Source organism: Lysobacter tyrosinilyticus, assembly GCF_054779815.1.
On the sequence record NZ_BAAGXN010000003.1, the window covers coordinates 647,377 to 665,804 of the forward strand.

Annotated in this window: 22 protein-coding genes; 15 read left to right on the forward strand and 7 right to left on the reverse strand. The window is 64.8% G+C overall.

Annotated features, from left to right (window positions below; all coding sequences use genetic code 11):
- Nucleotides 1–128: 128 nt before the first annotated feature.
- Nucleotides 129–1,061 (reverse strand): 50S ribosomal protein L3 N(5)-glutamine methyltransferase, encoded by a 933-nt coding sequence (gene prmB / locus ACYVGK_RS09585; RefSeq protein WP_460733133.1) that lies wholly within the window; start codon nt 1,059–1,061, stop codon nt 129–131.
- Nucleotides 1,062–1,176: 115 nt separating this feature from the next.
- Complete coding sequence (locus tag ACYVGK_RS09590) at nt 1,177–2,208, reverse strand: sphingomyelin phosphodiesterase (protein WP_460733134.1); 1,032 nt, start codon at nt 2,206–2,208, stop codon at nt 1,177–1,179.
- 169 nt (nt 2,209–2,377) lie between these two features.
- Here ACYVGK_RS09590 and ACYVGK_RS09595 point away from each other — a divergent pair, with 169 nt between their 5' ends.
- A complete protein-coding gene (locus tag ACYVGK_RS09595) occupies nt 2,378–3,019 on the forward strand; it encodes an SCO family protein (RefSeq protein WP_460733135.1) in 642 nt (213 codons plus the stop codon).
- On the forward strand, nt 3,016–3,888 hold the full coding sequence (gene asd / locus ACYVGK_RS09600) for an archaetidylserine decarboxylase (protein ID WP_460733136.1): 873 nt from the start codon (nt 3,016–3,018) through the stop codon (nt 3,886–3,888). The genes ACYVGK_RS09595 and asd overlap by 4 nt, the downstream gene beginning before the upstream one ends.
- Before the next feature lie 88 nt (nt 3,889–3,976).
- On the opposite strand, the gene ACYVGK_RS09605 is transcribed toward asd, so the two are convergent.
- Complete coding sequence (locus tag ACYVGK_RS09605; RefSeq protein WP_460733137.1) at nt 3,977–4,666, reverse strand: lysoplasmalogenase; 690 nt, start codon at nt 4,664–4,666, stop codon at nt 3,977–3,979.
- 22 nt (nt 4,667–4,688) lie between these two features.
- Nucleotides 4,689–6,236 (reverse strand): transglycosylase SLT domain-containing protein, encoded by a 1,548-nt coding sequence (locus ACYVGK_RS09610; protein ID WP_460733138.1) that lies wholly within the window; start codon nt 6,234–6,236, stop codon nt 4,689–4,691.
- Between the two features lie 236 nt (nt 6,237–6,472).
- Here ACYVGK_RS09610 and ACYVGK_RS09615 point away from each other — a divergent pair, with 236 nt between their 5' ends.
- From ACYVGK_RS09615 to greB, 3 genes are all read left to right on the forward strand, one after another.
- Nucleotides 6,473–8,005, forward strand: a complete 1,533-nt coding sequence (locus ACYVGK_RS09615) for a helicase HerA-like domain-containing protein (RefSeq protein WP_460733139.1) — start codon at nt 6,473–6,475, stop codon at nt 8,003–8,005.
- Nucleotides 8,006–8,111: 106 nt separating this feature from the next.
- The gene (locus ACYVGK_RS09620) at nt 8,112–8,600 is read left to right on the forward strand and encodes a copper resistance protein NlpE (protein WP_460733140.1); all 489 of its coding nucleotides are present in this window, start codon (nt 8,112–8,114) and stop codon (nt 8,598–8,600) included.
- Between the two features lie 77 nt (nt 8,601–8,677).
- On the forward strand, nt 8,678–9,181 hold the full coding sequence (gene greB, locus ACYVGK_RS09625) for a transcription elongation factor GreB (RefSeq protein WP_460733141.1): 504 nt from the start codon (nt 8,678–8,680) through the stop codon (nt 9,179–9,181).
- On the opposite strand, the gene ACYVGK_RS09630 is transcribed toward greB, so the two are convergent.
- A complete protein-coding gene (locus ACYVGK_RS09630) occupies nt 9,178–9,567 on the reverse strand; it encodes a low affinity iron permease family protein (protein WP_460733142.1) in 390 nt (129 codons plus the stop codon). The genes greB and ACYVGK_RS09630 overlap by 4 nt on opposite strands.
- A gap of 209 nt (nt 9,568–9,776) precedes the next feature.
- Here ACYVGK_RS09630 and ACYVGK_RS09635 point away from each other — a divergent pair, with 209 nt between their 5' ends.
- On the forward strand, nt 9,777–10,202 hold the full coding sequence (locus ACYVGK_RS09635; protein WP_460733143.1) for a hypothetical protein: 426 nt from the start codon (nt 9,777–9,779) through the stop codon (nt 10,200–10,202).
- Between the two features lie 83 nt (nt 10,203–10,285).
- Here the strand turns inward: ACYVGK_RS09635 and ACYVGK_RS09640 are convergent, their stop codons facing one another.
- On the reverse strand, nt 10,286–10,810 hold the full coding sequence (locus ACYVGK_RS09640; protein ID WP_460733144.1) for a hypothetical protein: 525 nt from the start codon (nt 10,808–10,810) through the stop codon (nt 10,286–10,288).
- 168 nt (nt 10,811–10,978) lie between these two features.
- A complete protein-coding gene (gene rimO / locus ACYVGK_RS09645) occupies nt 10,979–12,328 on the reverse strand; it encodes a 30S ribosomal protein S12 methylthiotransferase RimO (protein ID WP_460733145.1) in 1,350 nt (449 codons plus the stop codon).
- Between the two features lie 119 nt (nt 12,329–12,447).
- Between rimO and ACYVGK_RS09650 the strand changes: the two genes are divergently transcribed.
- From ACYVGK_RS09650 to pcp, 9 genes are read left to right on the forward strand one after another with little or no spacing between them, the layout of a single operon-like run.
- Nucleotides 12,448–13,116 (forward strand): dienelactone hydrolase family protein, encoded by a 669-nt coding sequence (locus ACYVGK_RS09650; RefSeq protein WP_460733146.1) that lies wholly within the window; start codon nt 12,448–12,450, stop codon nt 13,114–13,116.
- Nucleotides 13,113–13,538, forward strand: coding sequence for an HIT family protein (locus ACYVGK_RS09655; RefSeq protein ID WP_460733147.1), 426 nt, complete (start codon nt 13,113–13,115; stop codon nt 13,536–13,538). Before ACYVGK_RS09650 ends, ACYVGK_RS09655 begins: the two co-directional genes overlap by 4 nt.
- A complete protein-coding gene (gene pxpB / locus ACYVGK_RS09660) occupies nt 13,535–14,212 on the forward strand; it encodes a 5-oxoprolinase subunit PxpB (protein ID WP_460733148.1) in 678 nt (225 codons plus the stop codon). Before ACYVGK_RS09655 ends, pxpB begins: the two co-directional genes overlap by 4 nt.
- Nucleotides 14,209–15,168, forward strand: coding sequence for a 5-oxoprolinase subunit C family protein (locus tag ACYVGK_RS09665; protein WP_460733149.1), 960 nt, complete (start codon nt 14,209–14,211; stop codon nt 15,166–15,168). Before pxpB ends, ACYVGK_RS09665 begins: the two co-directional genes overlap by 4 nt.
- 18 nt (nt 15,169–15,186) lie before the next feature.
- Nucleotides 15,187–15,351 carry a LiaI-LiaF-like domain-containing protein gene (locus ACYVGK_RS09670; protein WP_460733150.1) on the forward strand — a complete coding sequence of 55 codons (165 nt, stop codon included), beginning with the start codon at nt 15,187–15,189 and terminating at the stop codon, nt 15,349–15,351.
- A 12-nt stretch (nt 15,352–15,363) separates the two neighbouring features.
- Nucleotides 15,364–16,113, forward strand: a complete 750-nt coding sequence (locus ACYVGK_RS09675) for a LamB/YcsF family protein (RefSeq protein WP_460733151.1) — start codon at nt 15,364–15,366, stop codon at nt 16,111–16,113.
- On the forward strand, nt 16,110–16,808 hold the full coding sequence (locus ACYVGK_RS09680; RefSeq protein ID WP_460733152.1) for a DUF969 domain-containing protein: 699 nt from the start codon (nt 16,110–16,112) through the stop codon (nt 16,806–16,808). Before ACYVGK_RS09675 ends, ACYVGK_RS09680 begins: the two co-directional genes overlap by 4 nt.
- The gene (locus ACYVGK_RS09685; RefSeq protein WP_460733153.1) at nt 16,795–17,760 is read left to right on the forward strand and encodes a DUF979 domain-containing protein; all 966 of its coding nucleotides are present in this window, start codon (nt 16,795–16,797) and stop codon (nt 17,758–17,760) included. The genes ACYVGK_RS09680 and ACYVGK_RS09685 overlap by 14 nt, the downstream gene beginning before the upstream one ends.
- Nucleotides 17,757–18,413 carry a pyroglutamyl-peptidase I gene (pcp, locus tag ACYVGK_RS09690; RefSeq protein ID WP_460733154.1) on the forward strand — a complete coding sequence of 219 codons (657 nt, stop codon included), beginning with the start codon at nt 17,757–17,759 and terminating at the stop codon, nt 18,411–18,413. Before ACYVGK_RS09685 ends, pcp begins: the two co-directional genes overlap by 4 nt.
- The last annotated feature ends 15 nt before the right edge of the window (nt 18,414–18,428 follow it).

Below are 18,428 nucleotides of genomic sequence, written 5' to 3' on the forward strand. Positions count from 1 at the left end.
TGCCCTTATGAACTCTCGACATGCCGAGCTTTGTAGAGCGGAGCTTGCTCCGCTGCTCTGCTGCTGTTCATGAGCCGGCCCCTTCAAGCCAAAAGCAGCGGAGCAAGCTCCGCTCTACAAGGCTTCGATCAACCGCGCGCGTCGGCCAGCTGCTTGATCCGGGCGTGGTGCTCGACGAGGTCATGACGCTCGACCACGAAGATGCCCATCTGCCCGACCTTGAACTCCACCCAGGCCATCGGCAGCTCCGGCAACAGCGCCGCCAGTGCGTTCTCTGCTTCACCGACTTCGCAGATCAACAAGCCGTTCTCCGTCAGGTGCTCGGGCGCATCGCGCAGGATCTTCAGCGCCAGGTCGAGGCCGTCGTCGCCGGCACGCAGGCCCAGGTCGGGCTCGTAGGAATATTCCTTCGGCAGCGCGTCGGTCTCGGCGTTGGTGACGTAAGGCGGATTGGTGACGATCAGGTCGTACACCTGTCCCTTCAGGTCGTTGAAGAGGTCCGACTTGCGCAGCGTGACGTTGCTCGCCTGCAGACGTTCCTTGTTCTCGGCGGCCAGCGACAGCGCCTCGTCGTTGATATCGACGCCGTCGACTTCCCAGTTCGGGTGGTAGTGCCCGGTGGCGATGGCGATGCAGCCCGAGCCCGTGCACAGGTCGAGCACCCGCTCCACGTCGCGGCCGCCCAGCCAGGGCTCGAAACCGGTGGTGATCAGCTCGGCAATCGGCGAACGCGGCACCAAGGCGCGGCGGTCACTCTTGAAGCTCAGGCCAGCGAACCACGCCTCGCCGGTCAGGTACGCGGCCGGAACACGCTCGCTCACGCGGCGTTCGAACAGCGCCAGCACCTTCGCCTTTTCCGCGGCGGTCACGCGCGAGGCACCGTAGACCGGGCTCAGGTCGTGCGGCAGATGCAGCGCATGCAGGACCAGCTGGGTCGCTTCGTCCAGCGCGTTGTCGTAGCTGTGACCGAAGGTCAGCCCGGCCTCGTTGAAGCGGCTGCCGCCGTAGCGGATCAGGTCGATGATGGAGACCTGTTCGAAGGCGGGGGATTCAGCGGCCACGGCACGATTCGCAATAAAGGGGGCCGGCAATTATACGGGCCGCCCTTCCCCGGCGCCGGTTTCGCGGCCTCCAGGCAACGGACCCGCCATGATCGGCGGGCCCTTTGCTGCCAAATCAGTAGCGGAACGTCGCCACCACCGGGTAGTGGTCGGACAGGTCGCTGTAGTAGCCGTTGTGGTAGTACGGCCCCGTCGACAGGTTCCACCAGCCCTTCAGGTAGTACCAGTACCAGCTGTCGCTGGACTTGAGCTTCACCACCTTCTGCTCCGCGGGGACGACCGGCTGCAGGTGGTCGGTGCGCCAGACCACGTAGTCGAGCGTGTCGTCGTAGTCGAGGCTGAATTCGCCGTAGTACGCGTTGGCGCGGGTCAGCCAGTTGGTCTTCGCCGAGAAGCTGAAGTAGCCGTCGTTGGCCGGATACTCGAGATCGGTACCGCTGGCATCGAGCATCGCGATGACGTCGTTGCCCTTCGAATATTCGACGTTGAAGTCACCGGTAATGATGATCGGATCGGTCGCCGGAATGCGGAAACCGTCGAGCCAGCCGCGCATCTCTCCCAATTGCGCCATGCGTACCGCATGATCGGCGCGGTCATCGCCGCTGGAACCGGTGATCTCGGTATCGCTGGCCTGCATGTGCGTGCCGGCCACGTGGAAGTCGTAGCCGTTCTTGCGCACGCGCACGTAGGCCACGCCCTTGTTGGACTGGTAATCCCAGGTGCCTGGCCGGCTGTTGCGATAGATCAGCGCGTGCTGCTCGATGATCGGCCAGCGGCTCAGCACGGTGACGCCACCGCGGATGACGGTGAACCCGTTGGAACAGTTTCCGCTGATCGAGGTCCAGCCGCCGCCGCTGCAGACTTGGCCGACGACGGGCGTGCGATACGGATAGAGGTCCTTCAACGACACCAGCTGGCTATAGGCGGCATCGGTAAAGACCTCCTCGAACACGATCACGTCCGGCAGCTGCGGCAAGGCGCGGATGGCGGCCGGCAGGCGCTGGCGACGATTGGCCTGATCCCAATCCTGGACCGGCAACTGCATGGTGTTGTAGCTCATCACGGTGAAATCGGGCCGCGCGGCCGCCGCAACCAGCGGCGACAGCAACAGCACCAGGGACAACAGAACACGAGCGTAAAGACGCATGAACCCCTCCTTGTGGTTGAAAAGCGTCGAAATCTGGGCCTCGCAGATGACGCCGGGGGCATCATCCAGTGACAGATCCATGAAGATCGCCGCCTGGACCGGGCCACCTGGGCGGCAGCCGGCCTCACGGCGATCGGTATCATGGCGGCCGTTTTTGAAGGAATCCGCGATGCGCACCCGCACTCTCTACATCCTGCTGCCCGTGCTGGCCGCGATCCTCGGCCTGGTCGCCGCCTGGCGCTGGTTCGGATTCGAGCTGTCGAAGCCGGCACCTGCGTTGACCGCGGTCCGCCTGTTCAATCCGCCGCGCGATCTGCCCGCCTTCTCGCTGCGTCAGTCCGACGGCACGCCGCTGATTCCGGGCGAACTGAAGGGCCATTGGACGCTGGTGTTCCTCGGCTTCACCCATTGCCCGGATGTCTGCCCCACCACACTGGCCCTGCTGGCCGGTGCGCAGAAGCAGTGGGCGACGTTGCCGGAAGCCACGCGGCCGCGCGTGCTGTTCGTGTCGGTCGACCCCGAACGCGACACGCCCGATGCGATCGGCGAATACGCGCACGGCTTCCACCGCGACACGCTCGCCGCGACCGCTGACGTTCCCGCATTGGAAACGTTCGCCCGATCGCTGAGCATGGTTTTCGCCAAGGTCCCCGCGCCCGAGGGCGCACCGGCGGACCAATATTCGATGGATCACAGCGCGTCGATCGCCGTGCTGGATCCGCAGGGCCGGTTGTCCGGCTTCATTACCCCGCCTTTCGTACCCAAGGACATTGCTGCCGACATGACTGCCCTGAGCGAGGCCTCCAAGTGAGCCCGATCACCGCCCTCACCTACGTTCTCCCGCATCGCCTGCTGTCATCGCTCGCGCGCCGGCTCGCGTATTCGCGCAATCGCGCGGTCAAGCAATGGCTGATCGATACGGTCACGCGCAAATTTGGCGTGAATCTATCCGAAGCCGCCAATTCCGACCCCACCAGCTATGCCACGTTCAATGCATTCTTCACCCGCGCGCTGAAGCCGGGCGCGCGCATCGCCGATCCCGACCCGCGCGCATTGCTGATGCCCGCCGACGGCAAGATCAGCGAATGCGGCCACATCGGCCGCACCGATGAAGGCGTGCTGCACGAGGAAGCCGGCCACATCTTCCAGGCCAAGGGCCATGGCTTCACCACGGCCGAACTGCTCGGCGATGAAGAAGCCGCGCGCGCGTTCGACGGTGGTGTTTACGCGACGGTCTATCTGTCGCCCAAGGACTATCACCGCGTGCACATGCCCTGGACCGGCACGTTGCGCGAAACCGTGCACGTGCCGGGACGCCTCTTCAGCGTGGGTCCGGATGCTGTGGGCTCGGTGTCGAAGCTGTTCGCGCGCAACGAGCGTCTGGTGTGCCATTTCGATACCGATTTCGGGCCGATGGCATGCGTGATGGTCGGGGCGCTGCTCGTTTCCGGCGTCGAAACCGTTTGGAGCGGCGTGGAAATTCCGGCCTACGGCGGTCCGATTACGGTGAAGGACTATCGCGGCCACGGCATCGTGCTGGAGCGCTTCGCCGAAATGGCACGCTTCAACTATGGCTCCACGGTTATCGTGCTGCTGCCCAAGGGTGTTGCGGAATTGAATCCTGCGCTGCGCGCACAGGCTCCGGTCACGCTTGGCGAGCAATTGGCACTGCGCGGTTGACTGTAGACCGCTACCGACGTTCCATCGTGTTAAAAAAAAGCGGCCGAAAGGCCGCTTTTTTGTTTGGACCGCTGGCGGCAACCGTCGGCTATCGACGCTCTGCGCACGAAAGCCCGATCAGCGTCTGCGCACTCCAGTAGGTGGCCAGCACTACGATCACTGCGGTCGGGAATGGCGCGACGAAACGATCGATCGCCAACGTCGCATCGGAGGCCACGAAGAAGGCGCCGCCCAATGCCGCCAGTGCGGTCGACCGATCACGGATCCGCCGCCAGACCGCGCCCGCCTGTGCGGCCATCGTCGCCAACACCAGGACATAGGCCACCACCGGAACACGCAACGGCTCGGGCAGATGCGGCCACAGCACGGCCAACACTGAGCCGCCCAGCAGGGCGTAGAAGACAAACGGCAGCTTCACCGCGAACAACTTCGCGCGCCCGCAAAACGCGACCAGATAGGCGATATGCGCGAACAGGAAACTGGCGAGACCGAACGTAAACCAGTCCGGGCCACCTGATGCCTGCGGCAGCATCAGGAATACATCGCCGAGCGTGGATAGCAGCAAGCCGATCAATACCGCGCGGCCATAGCGGCTATGGCTCCCACCCGTGGCGATCACCATCGCCATCACCAACAACGTGGCCAGTGGCTTGCACAGGTAATGCAGCCACAGTAGATCGCGATCGACGGCCCCCATGATCGCCAGCAACGCGACCACGGTGATCGCGCCTATCCAACGCTGCACGCCTCCGCGTGCAGCGATCATCGATTCGGTCATTTGCACTCCCTTGCCTCCCCGCTCACTCGCGGCAACCTTCGAGTTTCAACCGCTGCCCCGGCTTGATGGCAAAGCGCGGCCCCTTGATCTTGTTGGCCTTGGCCAGGTCGCCAGTATCGCACTGGAACTTCTGCGCGATGGCCGTGAGCGTCTCACCGCGCTGCACCTTGTAGTTGCGAGGACGTTTTGACTTGGCTTCCTTCGGCTTCTCGGCCCGCACAGGCTTCGCAGGGGTCGCCGGCATCGCATCCGCGTCATCGTTCGTCTCCGCGACGCCGTTGATGCCCACGGTCGTCATCGGTCCCATGCGCACGATCGCGTTGCTGGGGTTGCTCAACACCAGGGTGCGCGCCAAGTCGGCGCGCGGGCCCGCTACGCACCAGCGGTTGTAAAGCCCCACGATCCTGGTGGTCGCGTTGAGCGTGGTGCCCGCCGGCAGCCAGCTTTCAGCCTGATAGCGCGGATTGAGATTGCGCAACGCGCGCATGTAGCCGTCACGCTCGCCGCGATTACCCAGGCAGATGGTGAGCTGATAAATCGAACTGGGCTGCGCGAGCCGCAACGGCGCCGGCTTCGCATCGACCCTGGGGAAGCTCAGGCCGTATTCGCGCGGATGCAGGTACAACCACGCCGCGGCGATCACCATCGGCACGTAATCCTGCGTTTCCGACGGGAACTGGCTGTAGACATCGGCGTCCCAGAAATTGCGTCCGCCGCTGCCCTGGAAGACGCGCAATGCGCGGCCTTCGCCACCGTTGTATGCGGCCAACGCCAGCTCGATGCTGCGGTTGAGCTGGCCCATGCGCTCGTTGAGATAGGCCGCACTGGCTTCTGCAGCAGCACGCGGGTCGTAACGCGTATCGAAGCCGGTCCCGTCGTCACCCAGACCGAAACGGCGACCGGTGCCGTACATGAACTGCATCGGTCCGGCGGCGCCCGCGCGCGAGGTGGAATGCACCTTTCCGTTGGATTCCTTCGCCATGATGCCGAACAGCAGGGCTTCCGGCAGACCGGCGCGCTCGTACTGCGGCCACATCAGGTAGCGCATGTACTGGTAATTCTCATAGCTGCTCATGAGCGGGCCGCGCATGTCGGTCAGCCAGCGCCGGATGCCGGCCTGCACGGCGGGATTGAACTGCACCATCTTGTCGAAGCGGTGATCGTCCGACAGCAAGTGCGCCGCACGCGCGGCCTCGGGCACGTTGGCAGCGAGCGGATTGCCGTGCTCCTCATCGACTTCTTCGTCTGAAGCGTCCGCTTCGGCATCCGCGTTGAGCTTCAGCAGACGCTTGTAGGCCGTAAGCATGGTCGGTATCGAGCAGCCACGCTGCTTCATGCACTCCGTGACCACGTCCTCCATGTCTTCCAGTGCCGCATCGCTCTGCTTCTGCCCTTCGGGATCGGCGTTGCCGATCATCACCATGGCATCGCGATATTTGGCCTCGGCCGCCTGCATGCGCTGATTGAGCGCATCGAGATTGGCCTGATCGCGGCGCGACAGCGCGGAGGCATTTCCGGAGAACGCCGCCAACACGGCAAGAACGAGAACGGGGCCTGACTTCTGCAGCATGGGAAACCGACACATGAGGGAACCGGGAGGGTAGACCCGCAACCGTGATCGCGGCAATGGCGAAGTCAGCGCTTTTGACAGCCGCGCTTTCGAAAATCGCGCCAATGTGACGACGATGCTTGCCCAACGTGGTGGAACTCCCGCGCCGGACTGCAGTCCACTGGAGTTGGTGCGCCACGGACGGAGAAAGTTCGGCGCTGGCATAGAATCCTCCCACTCTTCATCCGGACCCACCCATGGCAGACAACGCGATCCTTCTCGGTAAAGCGGTCACGACCCCGGATTCGCTGCCCGAAACCCACGGTCAGGTATTCCTGCAGGGTCGCCTTGGCAACCGCCACGGCCTGGTCGCAGGCGCCACGGGCACCGGCAAGACCGTCACGCTGATGACGATCGCGGAAGGCTTCTCGCGCATGGGTGTTCCGGTGTTTCTCGCCGATGTGAAGGGCGATGTCGCCGGCCTCGCGGTCCCGGGCGCGCTGAACGAGAAGCTGCAGGCCCGCGTCCAGGACATCGGCATCGCCGACTACGCGAACGAAGCCAGCCCCGTGGTGTTCTGGGACCTGTTTGGCAAAAACGGACATCCGGTCCGCACCACGGTGAGCGAGATGGGGCCGACGCTGCTCTCTCGCATTCTCGAGCTGAACGACACGCAGAGCGGTGTGCTCGACATCGTCTTCAAGTTGGCCGACGACCGCGGCCTGCTGCTGCTCGACCTGGAGGACCTGCGCGCCCTGCTCGGTCTGGTCGCCGAGGAACGCAAGGACATCTCCACGTCCTACGGCCTGGTCAGCACCCAGTCGATCGGTGCGATCCAGCGCGCGCTGCTGCGCCTGGAACAGGAAGGCGGCGAGATGTTCTTCGGCGAGCCTGCGCTGGAGCTGGCCGACCTGATGCGCACGACCAGCAACGGTCGCGGCATGGTCAACGTGCTGGCGGCCGAGCAGCTGATCATGAAGCCACGGCTGTATTCCTCGTTCCTGCTGTGGCTGCTGTCGGAACTGTTCGAGCAGTTGCCGGAAGTGGGCGACCTGGACAAGCCCAAGCTGGTGTTCGTATTCGACGAGGCGCATCTGCTGTTCGACGACGCGCCGGCCGCATTGCAGCAGCGGGTCGAGCAGGTCGTGCGCATCATCCGCTCCAAGGGCGTGGGCGTGTACTTCTGCTCGCAGTTCCCGGACGACGTGCCCGACGAGATCCTCGGCCAGCTGGGCAACCGCGTGCAGCACGCGCTGCGCGCGTTCACGCCGCGCGACCAGAAGGCGGTGAAGACGGCCGCGGAGACGTTCGTCGCCAATCCCAAGCTCGACGTGGCCGAAGCCATTTCCAAGCTGGGCACCGGCGAGGCCCTCGTGTCGACGCTGCAGGACAAGGGCATCCCGATGCCGGTCGAGCGCACGCTGATCGCGCCACCGCGCTGCCGCATGGGCGCGATCACCGAGGCCGAACGTGCGCAGGTGCGCGCCGGCAGTCCGGTTGGAATGAAGTACGACAAGGCCATCGATCGTGAATCCGCCGCCGAACTGCTCGCGAAGAAGGCCGAAGTCGCGACAACGAACGCGCAGGCGCCCGCGGCGAAGACCCGCGAGCAGGACGACAACGAGGACAGCGGCTTCGGCCAGGCCGTGAAAGATGCGGTCTTCGGCACCAAGCGCCGCCAGGGCATGGTCGAAACCATGGCCAAGCAGACCGCACGCACCGTCGGCAGCCAGATCGGCCGGCAGATCCTGCGCGGGGTGCTGGGCAGCATTTTCGGCGGGCGCCGTTGATCTCACACCGCAATTGCTGCACCGCAGGTTGACGCTGGGCAGGCGTTACCTTCGAATGCGCGCTTTATTTGGGCCGGCCTTTCACTTCAATCCAGGAGTTTCTTAGATGAATCGCAAGTTGCTGCTTCTTGCCGCCGCGCTGTCCACCCTCACCATCGCCGCATGCAAGCCGCAGGCGCCGGCGGAACCGGCCGCAGATACCACACCCGCCGAGCCGGCTCCGGTCGCGGTGGAATCCGCTCCCGCCACCACGCCGGCGGAAGTGCCGTTCGACATCAAGGGCTTCGCCGGCACCTTCAGCGGCACCCTGCCCTGCGCGGACTGCCCCGGCATCGACACCAAGATCACCCTCAAGCCCGATGGCACCTACACGCTGCACGAGGCCTATCAGGGCAAGAAGAACAGCGTCGACGGCGACGGCACCTGGACGGCTGAAGAGAACGGCCAGCGCCTCCGCCTGGATCCCAACTCCAAGAGCGAGAACGACCGCCTGTTCGGCGTGAAGTCGAAGGACGAAATCGAAACCCTCGACGCGGAAGGCAAGGCGATCGCGACGACCAATCCGCACGCGCTGAAGCGCGAAGGCGCGATGTAACCACGTCATCTAACAAAGTTTTTGCGCAACACGGAGGCGGCCCGCAGAATGGGCCGCCTTCTTCTTTTGGAGCAACGATGGGTCGCTGGCGTCCACCCGCCGAAAAGAGCACCGCGCTGATCACGCGCGAAGGCCACGAACGGCTGAAGGCGGAGCTGGATGAGCTGTGGCGCGTGAAGCGTCCGGAAGTCGTGAAGGCGCTGGCGGCCGCTGCCGCTGAAGGCGATCGCTCCGAGAACGCCGAATACACGTATCGCAAGAAGCAGCTCGGCGAGATCGATCGCCGCGTGCGCTATCTGTCGAAACGACTGGAAGTTCTGCGCGTGGTCGGCGAAGCGCCAACCGATCGCGAGGCCGTGTTCTTCGGTGCCATGGTGGAGGTGGAAAACACCATCACCGGCGACACCCATCGCTACCGCATCGTCGGCCCCGATGAAACCGACGCGAAACTCGGCCACATCAGCATCGACTCGCCGCTGGCCCGGGCGATGCTGAAGAAGCGGCTCGACGACGAATTCGAAGCCCAGCTCCCCGGCGGCATGCAACGTTTCGTGATCGTGGAAGTCGATTACGCCGTCTAGCGGCCCGAATCACCCTCGCCCGACTCCCGGTGGCGCGAGCGCTTCGCGATGTCCTCGTACTGATCGCGTAATTGATCGAGCTCGCTCTCCTCGCGTTCCTCGAGATCCATCAGCCGGTTGTGCGCACCGCGCGTTGCCCGGATCAGCTCGTCGAGTTTGAGCTGCATCGCTTCGGTGTCGCGGTTCTGCGTGTTCTGGATCAGGAAGACCATCAGGAAGGTGATGATGGTCGTGCCGGTGTTGATCACCAGCTGCCAGGTATTGCTGAAGCCGAACAATGGACCGGTGATTGCCCACACCGCTACCGTCAGCAAGGCAAGCATGAAACACGACGGACGACCGGTGAAGCGAGAGGCCCGCTTCGCCAGATGAGTGAACACACGCATGGAGCACCTCGCACGCCCGGGAAGTGGCTGCAGTATGCATAGGGCCCAGTGTGCGCCTCGACAGGACCGCCATTGGCCGAATCTCCTGGTCCTGCGCGTTTAACCCGCTGCGGAAGCGCCCCCGCACTTCCGTGCCCAAGCGGGATCCTGCCGGCAGTCCCGCAGGCCATCGCACCGGCAGCGCGGGCCCCGCCCGCAGAGGAGTTCGTATGCTCCGCAGCAAACGCCCCGCCCTACTGATCGCCCCTGTGGTGCTCGCCTTCGCGGCCTGGATTCCTTCGATTGCGTGCGCCCAGGATTCGGGCCGCGTCGTCGTATCGATCTATCACGTCGCCCCTGGCAAGCATCTTGATTTCCTGCGCTGGCAGGCCGCACGTGACGCCGCAGCAGCAGAAGCCGGAATCGCCGCCACCCAGTGGTACGCCCATGTCGACGGCGACAGTTGGGACTACGTCAGCATCGCTCCGGCGACCACCGATGCGCAGGACGACAAGGTCGACGCCGTTCTCAAGCGCAAGAACCTGACCACCGGTTACAAGGGCGCGCTCGAGTTCCGCACGATGATCGCGTCGCACACCGACACGTACGCTCGCGGGCCGACCACGGCGGCCGCACTGGTGGAGGCTGGCAAGTAAGGTGCGATGGACCGTCAGCCGCGTCTCACGACGCGGTTGCCGGCTCCAACATTTCGCCCCCTCACACCTGGAGACGCTGCGCCTCAGGCTGTGTGGTGCATCTCGTGATGCATTTCGTGCGGAGCCCAGTGGGCATACATGGCACCCAGCACGGCTCCGAAAATCAGATGCGACGCGATCATGGCCCAATCACGCGCCTGGGCGAACCACGGAAACAGCATCGTGAAGCCGTAGAAGTTCACCACGTACAGCACCAGGCCATAGCCCGCACCGAGCAGCGTCGCGGACATCACCGAACGACCCTTGGCGAGAAATGCGAAAACCAGGGCGTATGCCAGCGACATCACGAAGTGCAGGATCACGGCAGCCATGGTCACGGAAAAGTCTGCCGAGACCGGTGGCGGCAACACCGCGCTGCCCTGAGTGATCGCGGCGATCATCCGGATCAGCACCCCCGGGTTCGCACCCAGGACGAATCGCGTCGCCAGCAGCTCGAGCACCAGAAAGACGGCGCCCGCGGCGAACCCGGCAAAGACCACGGCCTTGCCCGAGACGTGGGACCCCGGGACGGTGAAATGATGATGGTGAGGAGCAACGGTGGCAGGCATAAGGTCCTCCTTCGCTTGGTGCGACGGACCACTGCGGCCTGGATCTGCCGGCATTGACGCCGCACAGACGAAACTAAACCACACCATTTGTAACGGCGCCGTGGAGCCGGAGCGGGCCTTGCCCGCTCGTATTCAGCTTATTGAATACCCACCAGACCCGGTTTGGGCTCAGGCGTCGAACGGAACCTCGCCGTACAGGTCGTGCTCGTCACTGCCCATGATCTCGACGTCGACGAATTCGCCCGGCGTCAGGCCGGCCTCGAAGCCGTTCTGGATCTGCACCAGACCGTCGATTTCCGGCGCGTCGGCCATCGAGCGGGCGATGGCGAGGTCGCCATCGATCGTGTCGACCAGGCAGCGCTGGACCGTGCCGATCTTGGCTTCGAGCTTGGCCGCGGAGATGTCCGCCTGGCGCTCCATGAATCGGGCCAGGCGCTCCTGCTTCACTTCTTCCGGGACCGGATCCGGCAGCGCATTGGCCGCCGCGCCCTCGACCGGGGAATAGGCGAAAGCGCCGACGCGATCGAGCTGGGCTTCATCGAGGAAATCCAGCAACTCCTCGAACTCGGCTTCGGTCTCGCCGGGGAAACCCACGATGAAGGTGGAGCGCAGGGTGATGTCCGGGCAGATCTCGCGCCATTTGTGGATGCGCTCAAGCACCTTGTCGACCGCGCCCGGTCGCTTCATCAGCTTGAGCACGCGCGGGCTGGCGTGCTGGAACGGGATGTCGAGATACGGCAGCAGCTTGCGCATGCCATTCGCACCGGTCTCCGCCATCAGCGGAATGATCTCGTCGACGTGCGGATACGGATAGACGTAGTGCAGGCGGGTCCACATGCCGAGTTCGGACAGACCCTCGCACAGCGCCTTCATGCGCGTCTGGTAAGCCTTGCCGCGCCACTCGCGCTCGGCGTACTTCACGTCGACGCCGTACGCGGAGGTGTCCTGCGAGATCACCAGCAGTTCCTTGACGCCGCCCATCGCGAGCTTTTCGGCTTCGCGCAGCACCTGGTCGACCGGGCGCGACACCAGGTCGCCGCGCATCGACGGGATGATGCAGAAGCTGCAGCGGTGATTGCAGCCTTCGGAAATCTTGAGATAGGCGTAGTGCTTGGGCGTCAGCTTGATACCCATGTCGGGCACCAGGTTGATGAAAGGATCGTGCTTCGGCGGCAGCGCCTTATGCACGGCTTCCATCACGCTCTGGTAGTCCTGCGGGCCGCTGATCGACAGCACGCCCGGGTGCGCCTCGCGAATCACTTCCTCGCGCTTGCCGAGGCAACCGGTAACGATGACCTTGCCGTTTTCCGCCATCGCCTCGCCGATTGCATCCAGCGATTCGGTCACCGCCGAGTCGATGAAGCCGCAGGTGTTGACCACGACGACATCGGCATCGTCATAGGTCGGCACCAGGTCGTAACCCTCGACTTTGAGCTGGGTAAGGATGCGTTCGGAATCGACCAGCGCCTTGGGGCAGCCAAGGCTGACGAAACCGACTTTGGGATTGGCAACGGACATGGACCACAAATTCCAGAAAAAACAGGCAATTGTACCCGTTCGCGCGTCCCGGGTTGGACAGCTTGCAGGGCGAGGCTCCGAGGGGGTTAATTAGCGCCGTCCCCCCGCCAAAGCCTCCGATGAGCCGCTGGATCGACCTGAATACGCCCCACGGACCGGTCCGGGCCTGGCGCGCCGACCCCATAGGCCCCTCGCGCGGAGCGGTCGTCGTGCTGCAGGAGATCTTCGGGGTCAATCCGCACATCCGCAGCGTCATCGAGAGGCTGGCCACCGAAGGCTTCGTGGCGCTGGCGCCCTGCCTGTTCGACCCGGTCGAACCGGGCGTCGAGCTGGGTTACAGCGAGGCCGAAACCCAACGCGGCGTCGACCTTCGTACTCGCGTGGGTTTCGATCGCGCGGTCGACGTGGTCGAAGCCGCCACCGACTTGCTGCAGGACGAAGGCCTGCGCACCGGCGTGATCGGCTTCTGCTGGGGCGGCAGCGTGAGCTTCCTCGCCAACACGCGCCTGGGCCTGCCCGCGGTGAGCTACTACGGCGCGCGCAGCGTGCCTTTCCTCGACGAAGCGGCACGCGCACCGCTGATGTTCCATTTCGGCGCGCGCGACAAGAGCATTCCTCCGGGCGATATCGAACTGCATCGCAACAAGCAGCCCCACGCGCGCATCTTCGTGTACGAAGACGCCGACCATGCCTTCAACCGCGACGTGGACAACGCGCATTACCACGAACCCAGTGCGAAGTTGGCCTGGCAACGCACCCTGGATTTCCTCGCGGAGAACCTGCGATGAATCGCATGCCCCCACTCGTCGGCTGGCACCTGCACCCACAGCTCGCCGACGACACGCATCCGGTCGCGCACTTCGCGTTGTGCGATCTGCAGCTGATGGATGACGCGAACCATCCCTGGCTGATCCTGGTGCCGCGAGTGGAAAATGCCGTGGAATGGAGCGATCTCGATGAAGCACAACAGGCCGAACTGACCCGCGAAATCAATCGAGCTTGCCGCGTGCTGCAGGCCGTCTTCCAGCCGCACAAACTCAACGTCGCTGCGCTCGGCAACATGGTGCCGCAGCTGCACGTGCACGTGATCGCGCGTTTCCGCGAAGACATCGCCTGGCCGCGCCCGGTTTGGGGCATGGCGACCGCACAGCCGTATTCGCCCGAAGAACTCGTGCGCCGCATCGAACGCCTGCGCGCGGCGCTGGCGTGAGCCGGCACAACGATCCGCAGTTCGAAGCCATCGCGGACGATGCGCTGCTGCTGCGCATCGGCGATCGCATCGATCCGGGCATCAATGCGCGCGTGCACGCGCTGTGCGCACGCATTCGTGCACAACGGCCAATCTGGTTGCGGGACCTGGTGCCGGCATATGCGAGCATCGGCGTGTTCTTCGATCCTCTACGGATCGAAATGGAAGACGTGACGGAATGGCTGCATTCGCAGCTGAACTCGTTGCCGTCCGATCGACAGACGAATGCCACTCCGCGCACGGTGGAAATTCCGGTGAGCTACGGCGGCGAAGCCGGCCCCGATCTCGACAGTGCCGCCGCGGAACTTGGACTCACCCCGCAACAACTGGCGCAGCGTCACGCCGCCGGCGAATACGTGGTCGCGATGATCGGCTTCGCGCCTGGCTTCCCCTATCTGCAGGGTCTGGATCCGGCCCTTGCGCTGCCGCGCCTGGCGACGCCGCGGACCAGTGTTCCCGCCGGCAGTGTGGGCATCGGCGGCGCGCAGACCGGCATCTATCCGCGCGAGAGTCCAGGCGGCTGGCGCCTGCTCGGGCGCACGCCACTGACGTTGTTCGATCCGTCCCGTGAGCCGCCCACATTGCTCGCCCCGGGTGATCGCGTACGTTTCGTCGCTACGGGCGCGTCGCCGTGACACGGCTCCAGGTGATCTCACCTGGCTCTCTGACCACTGTCCAGGATCAGGGACGAACCGGTTGGCGGCATCTGGGCGTGGCGCAATGCGGCGCGCTCGATCCATCTGCAGCGGCGCTCGCCAATCGCCTCGTCGGCAATGATCCAGGCGAGGCCGTACTCGAGCTCACGCTGCAGGGGCCTGCGCTGCAGCTCGATCAACCGGTCCGGCTGGCGATCTGCGGCGCACACGTGCTGGCGCGTTTCGAATCCATCGATGGCGAACGCTGCGTGATCGAAGCCGGTCGACCAGCGACCTTGCCTGCCGGCATGCTGCGCATCGGTGCGCTGCGAAACGGCGCCCGTGCGTGGCTTGCCTTCGCAGGTGGAATCGGCGTTCCGCAAATGCTGGGCAGCCGCAGCACCGATCTGCGTGGCGGCTTCGGCGGACACGAGGGGCGCGCCCTGCGCGCAGGCGACGAACTGGGTCTGCGTATCCGGCATGAACTCGCATGCATGAAGCCTCGATCGCCGAAATGGTGGGTCGATCCCCATTTCGACGAACGCGGCGTACCGGTCCGCTACGTACCTTCCCCGCACGCTGGCGGCGCATTGCTCGACGCTCGCGCATGGAAGGTCGGCAACCGGAGCAATCGCCAGGGGATGCGTCTCGAAGGACCCACCCTGGATAACGCTCGCCCCGAGGAAATCTCGGCGCCGGTTGCACCCGGCACCATCCAGCTTCCCCCGGATGGCCAGCCGATAGTGCTGCTTGCCGATGCGCAGACGGTAGGGGGCTATCCGCGCCTGGGTCACATCATCGGCGCGGATCTGCCCCGTCTCGCGCAGCTGCGTCCGGGGGATTTCGTGCGATTCCAGTCCTGCGACCCAAAAACCGCGACGCACCTCGCTTGCGTCGCGCGTGCACGGATCGCCAGAATCGCGATGCTCCTAGACCAGAAGCTCATCGATCAATAACCCAGGGGAAATTCGCGAATGAAGGGCAACATCATCGCAGCGCTCGTGCTGATCATCGTCGGCACGCTGTTTCTGCTGAAGAACCTCGGCTTCCAAGTTCCGGGCCTCGGCCACCTGATCTCGACCTGGTGGCCGGCGATCCTGATCGTGGTCGGCCTCGGACTGCTCTTCAACCGCAAGTAGCACGACGGCTTCGTGCGCATCGACTTCAACTGCGATCTGGGTGAAGGCTGCGGCGACGATGCCGCGATCATTCCGCTGATCACTTCCGCCAGCATCGCCTGCGGCGGCCATGCGGGCGATGAAACGACGATGCGCTCCACTCTGCGTCTGTGCCGCGACCACGGCGTCGCGGCAGGCGCACACCCCAGCTATCCGGACCGGGCGAATTTCGGGCGACTGGAAATGGCGCTTGCATCTGAGCAGATCGAAGCGCTCGTCGAGGCACAGGTCGCCACGCTGGCAACGATCGCAGCGGCCGAAGGCATCCACCTCGCCCACGTCAAACCGCACGGCGCGCTTTACAACGTCGCCGCGCGCGACCGCGCTGTCGCCGATGCGATTGCGCGTGCGGTAGTCCGTTTCGATTCGCAACTCATCCTGTTCGGGCTGTCGGGCTCGCAGCTCACCGCCGCGGGCGAGGCCGCGGGTTTGCGCGTGGCGCACGAAGTCTTCGCCGAACGGCGCTACGAATTCGACGGCACACTCACGCCACGCAGCCGCGTCGACGCGGTGATCCATGACCTCGACGAATCCATCGCCCAAGTGCGCGGCTTCGTACGCGACGGCCGGGTGATCGCGCGCACTGGCGAATCGCTATCACTGCGCGCCGACACGCTGTGCCTGCACGGCGATCGCGCCGATGCGGCCGACTTCGCCCTCGCCATCCGGGCCGCGCTGGAAGCCGACGGCGTCCACATCGTTTCCTCGGGAGCAAGCGCATGAATTACTGGCCGCTATTGGGTGTGGCCGTGGTGGTGCTCGGTTTCGTGCTGCGGCTCAACCCGGTCATCGTGGTGGTGAGCGCCGGCATCATCAGCGGATTGACGGCCGGATTGTCGTTTCCGGACCTGCTCACATTGCTGGGTGAGAGCTTCGTCTCCAACCGTGCACTGCTGCTGTTCGCCTTCACCCTGCCCACCATTGGCCTGCTAGAGCGCGCAGGGCTGCGCGAACATGCGCTGACCTGGATCGCGCGACTGCGCGGCGTAACGCTGGCGCGCCTGCTCATGACCTATCTCGGCGTGCGCCAGCTGCTCAGCATGGTCGGGCTGATCGATATCGCCGGCCACGCGCAAACGGTGCGCCCGCTACTGGCACCGATGGCGGAATCGGCCGCGGAAAAAGACCATGGAACGCTCGATCGCGCCCAGGCCCAACGGGTCCACGCCCTGTCCGCGGCTACCGACAATGTGGGCCGATTCTTCGGCGAGGATGTTTTCCTCGCGTTCGGCGCGGTGCTGCTGATCCAGGGCTTCTTCAACGAGCACGGCATCGCCCTGCAGCCGCTGCAGATCGCAATCTGGGCGTTGCCGACCGCGATCGCCGCGTTCTTCATCCATGCAATCCGCATCGTCGTGTTCCAGCGCCGGCTGGCGCGCGAAACCGTCGCCATGGGAGACGCCCGTGCTGCGGATTGAACACTTCTACTGGGTGCTGGCGTCATTCCTGCTGTTCGCCGGCTGGCGCAACGTGCGCGAACGACGTTTCGCCCATGCGGCGTTCTGGGCCTTGCTCGCCCTGCTGTTCGCCAGCGGCGAACAGGTGCTGATCGCAGCCAAGGCCGGCGACAAGCAACCCGCGCAGTTCGCTGGCGCCGCCGTGATCGCACTCGCGCTGCTGGCCACACGCATGCGCCGTGAACACATTGCCGAAGCGCCCGAAGCAGAAAGGCTGGCTTCCGCAACGCGACTTGGACACAAGCTCTTCGTGCCCGCGCTGCTGATCCCGCTGGTAACCGTCGTGATCGTGCTGCTTGGCCCGAAACTGCACCTGGGCACCACACCGTTGTTCGCGGAAGGCAACATCACCCTGCCCGCGCTGGCGCTCGCGAGCATCCTCGCGACCATCGCTGCGATCACGACCACGCGTGAACGGCCGATCCAGGCGGCGATCGAAGGCCGGCGCCTGCTCGACACCATGGGCTGGGCCGCGCTGCTACCACTCGTGCTTGCGACGCTCGGTGGCGTGTTCGCCGCCAGCGGCGTGGGCGAAGCCGTGTCGTCACTGGTGACGGCCGTGATTCCCGCCGACAGCCGTGTCGCCTGCATGCTCGCGTTCGGACTGGGCATGGTGCTGTTCACCGTGATCATGGGCAATGCGTTCGCCGCATTTCCGGTGATGATGGCGGGCATCGGCCTGCCCCTGCTGATCCAACGGCACGGTGCCGATCCCGCGGCCCTGGGCGCGATCGGCATGGTCACCGGATACTGCGGCACGTTGATGACGCCAATGGCGGCCAACTTCAACCTGGTGCCAGCGGCGCTGCTCGAACTCGACGATCCCAACGCGGTGATTCGCGCGCAGTTCCCGACGGCAGTGGTATTGATGTCGGTAAATCTGGTGCTGATGTACTGGCTGGTTTTCCGATGAATCGCTCGACATCGCCAGTGGTGCTGTTGACCGGTTTCGCCCCTTTCGGCGGCGAAACCACGAATCCGAGCTGGGAAGCGGTGCGTCAGCTGCAAGGTCGCCGCATCGCCGGACATCGGATCGTGACGCGATGTCTGTCCGTGGAGTTCGGGACCTCGCTGAAGGAATTGCGCGCCGCGATCCGCGAGACCAAACCCTCGCTCGTGCTTTGCGTGGGCCAGGCCGGCGGCCGTCCGGCAATCTCGCTGGAACGCGTGGCGATCAATGTCGACGACGCCCGGATCCCCGACAATGCCGGCGCGCAGCCGATCGATGCCGCGATCGTCGACGACGGCCCGGCCGCCTATTTCACCGACTTGCCGATCAAGGCCATGCTCGCCGCGCTGCGCGAGGCGGGCATTCCCGCAGAGGTGTCACAGACTGCGGGCACCTACGTCTGCAACCATGTCTTCTATGGGTTGATGCACGCGTTACGCCGGCAGAAGGTGCGTGGCGGCTTCGTGCACATCCCTTACTCGCCCGAGCAGGCGGCGCACCATCCCGGCGCGCCCGCTCTGCCGATCGAAACCGTTTGCGAGGGCCTGCGCATCGCGCTGCGGGTCGCACTCGAAACCGGGACCGATCGCAGGCTTGCCGCGGGCGCCGAACACTGACTCACGAGGAATTCC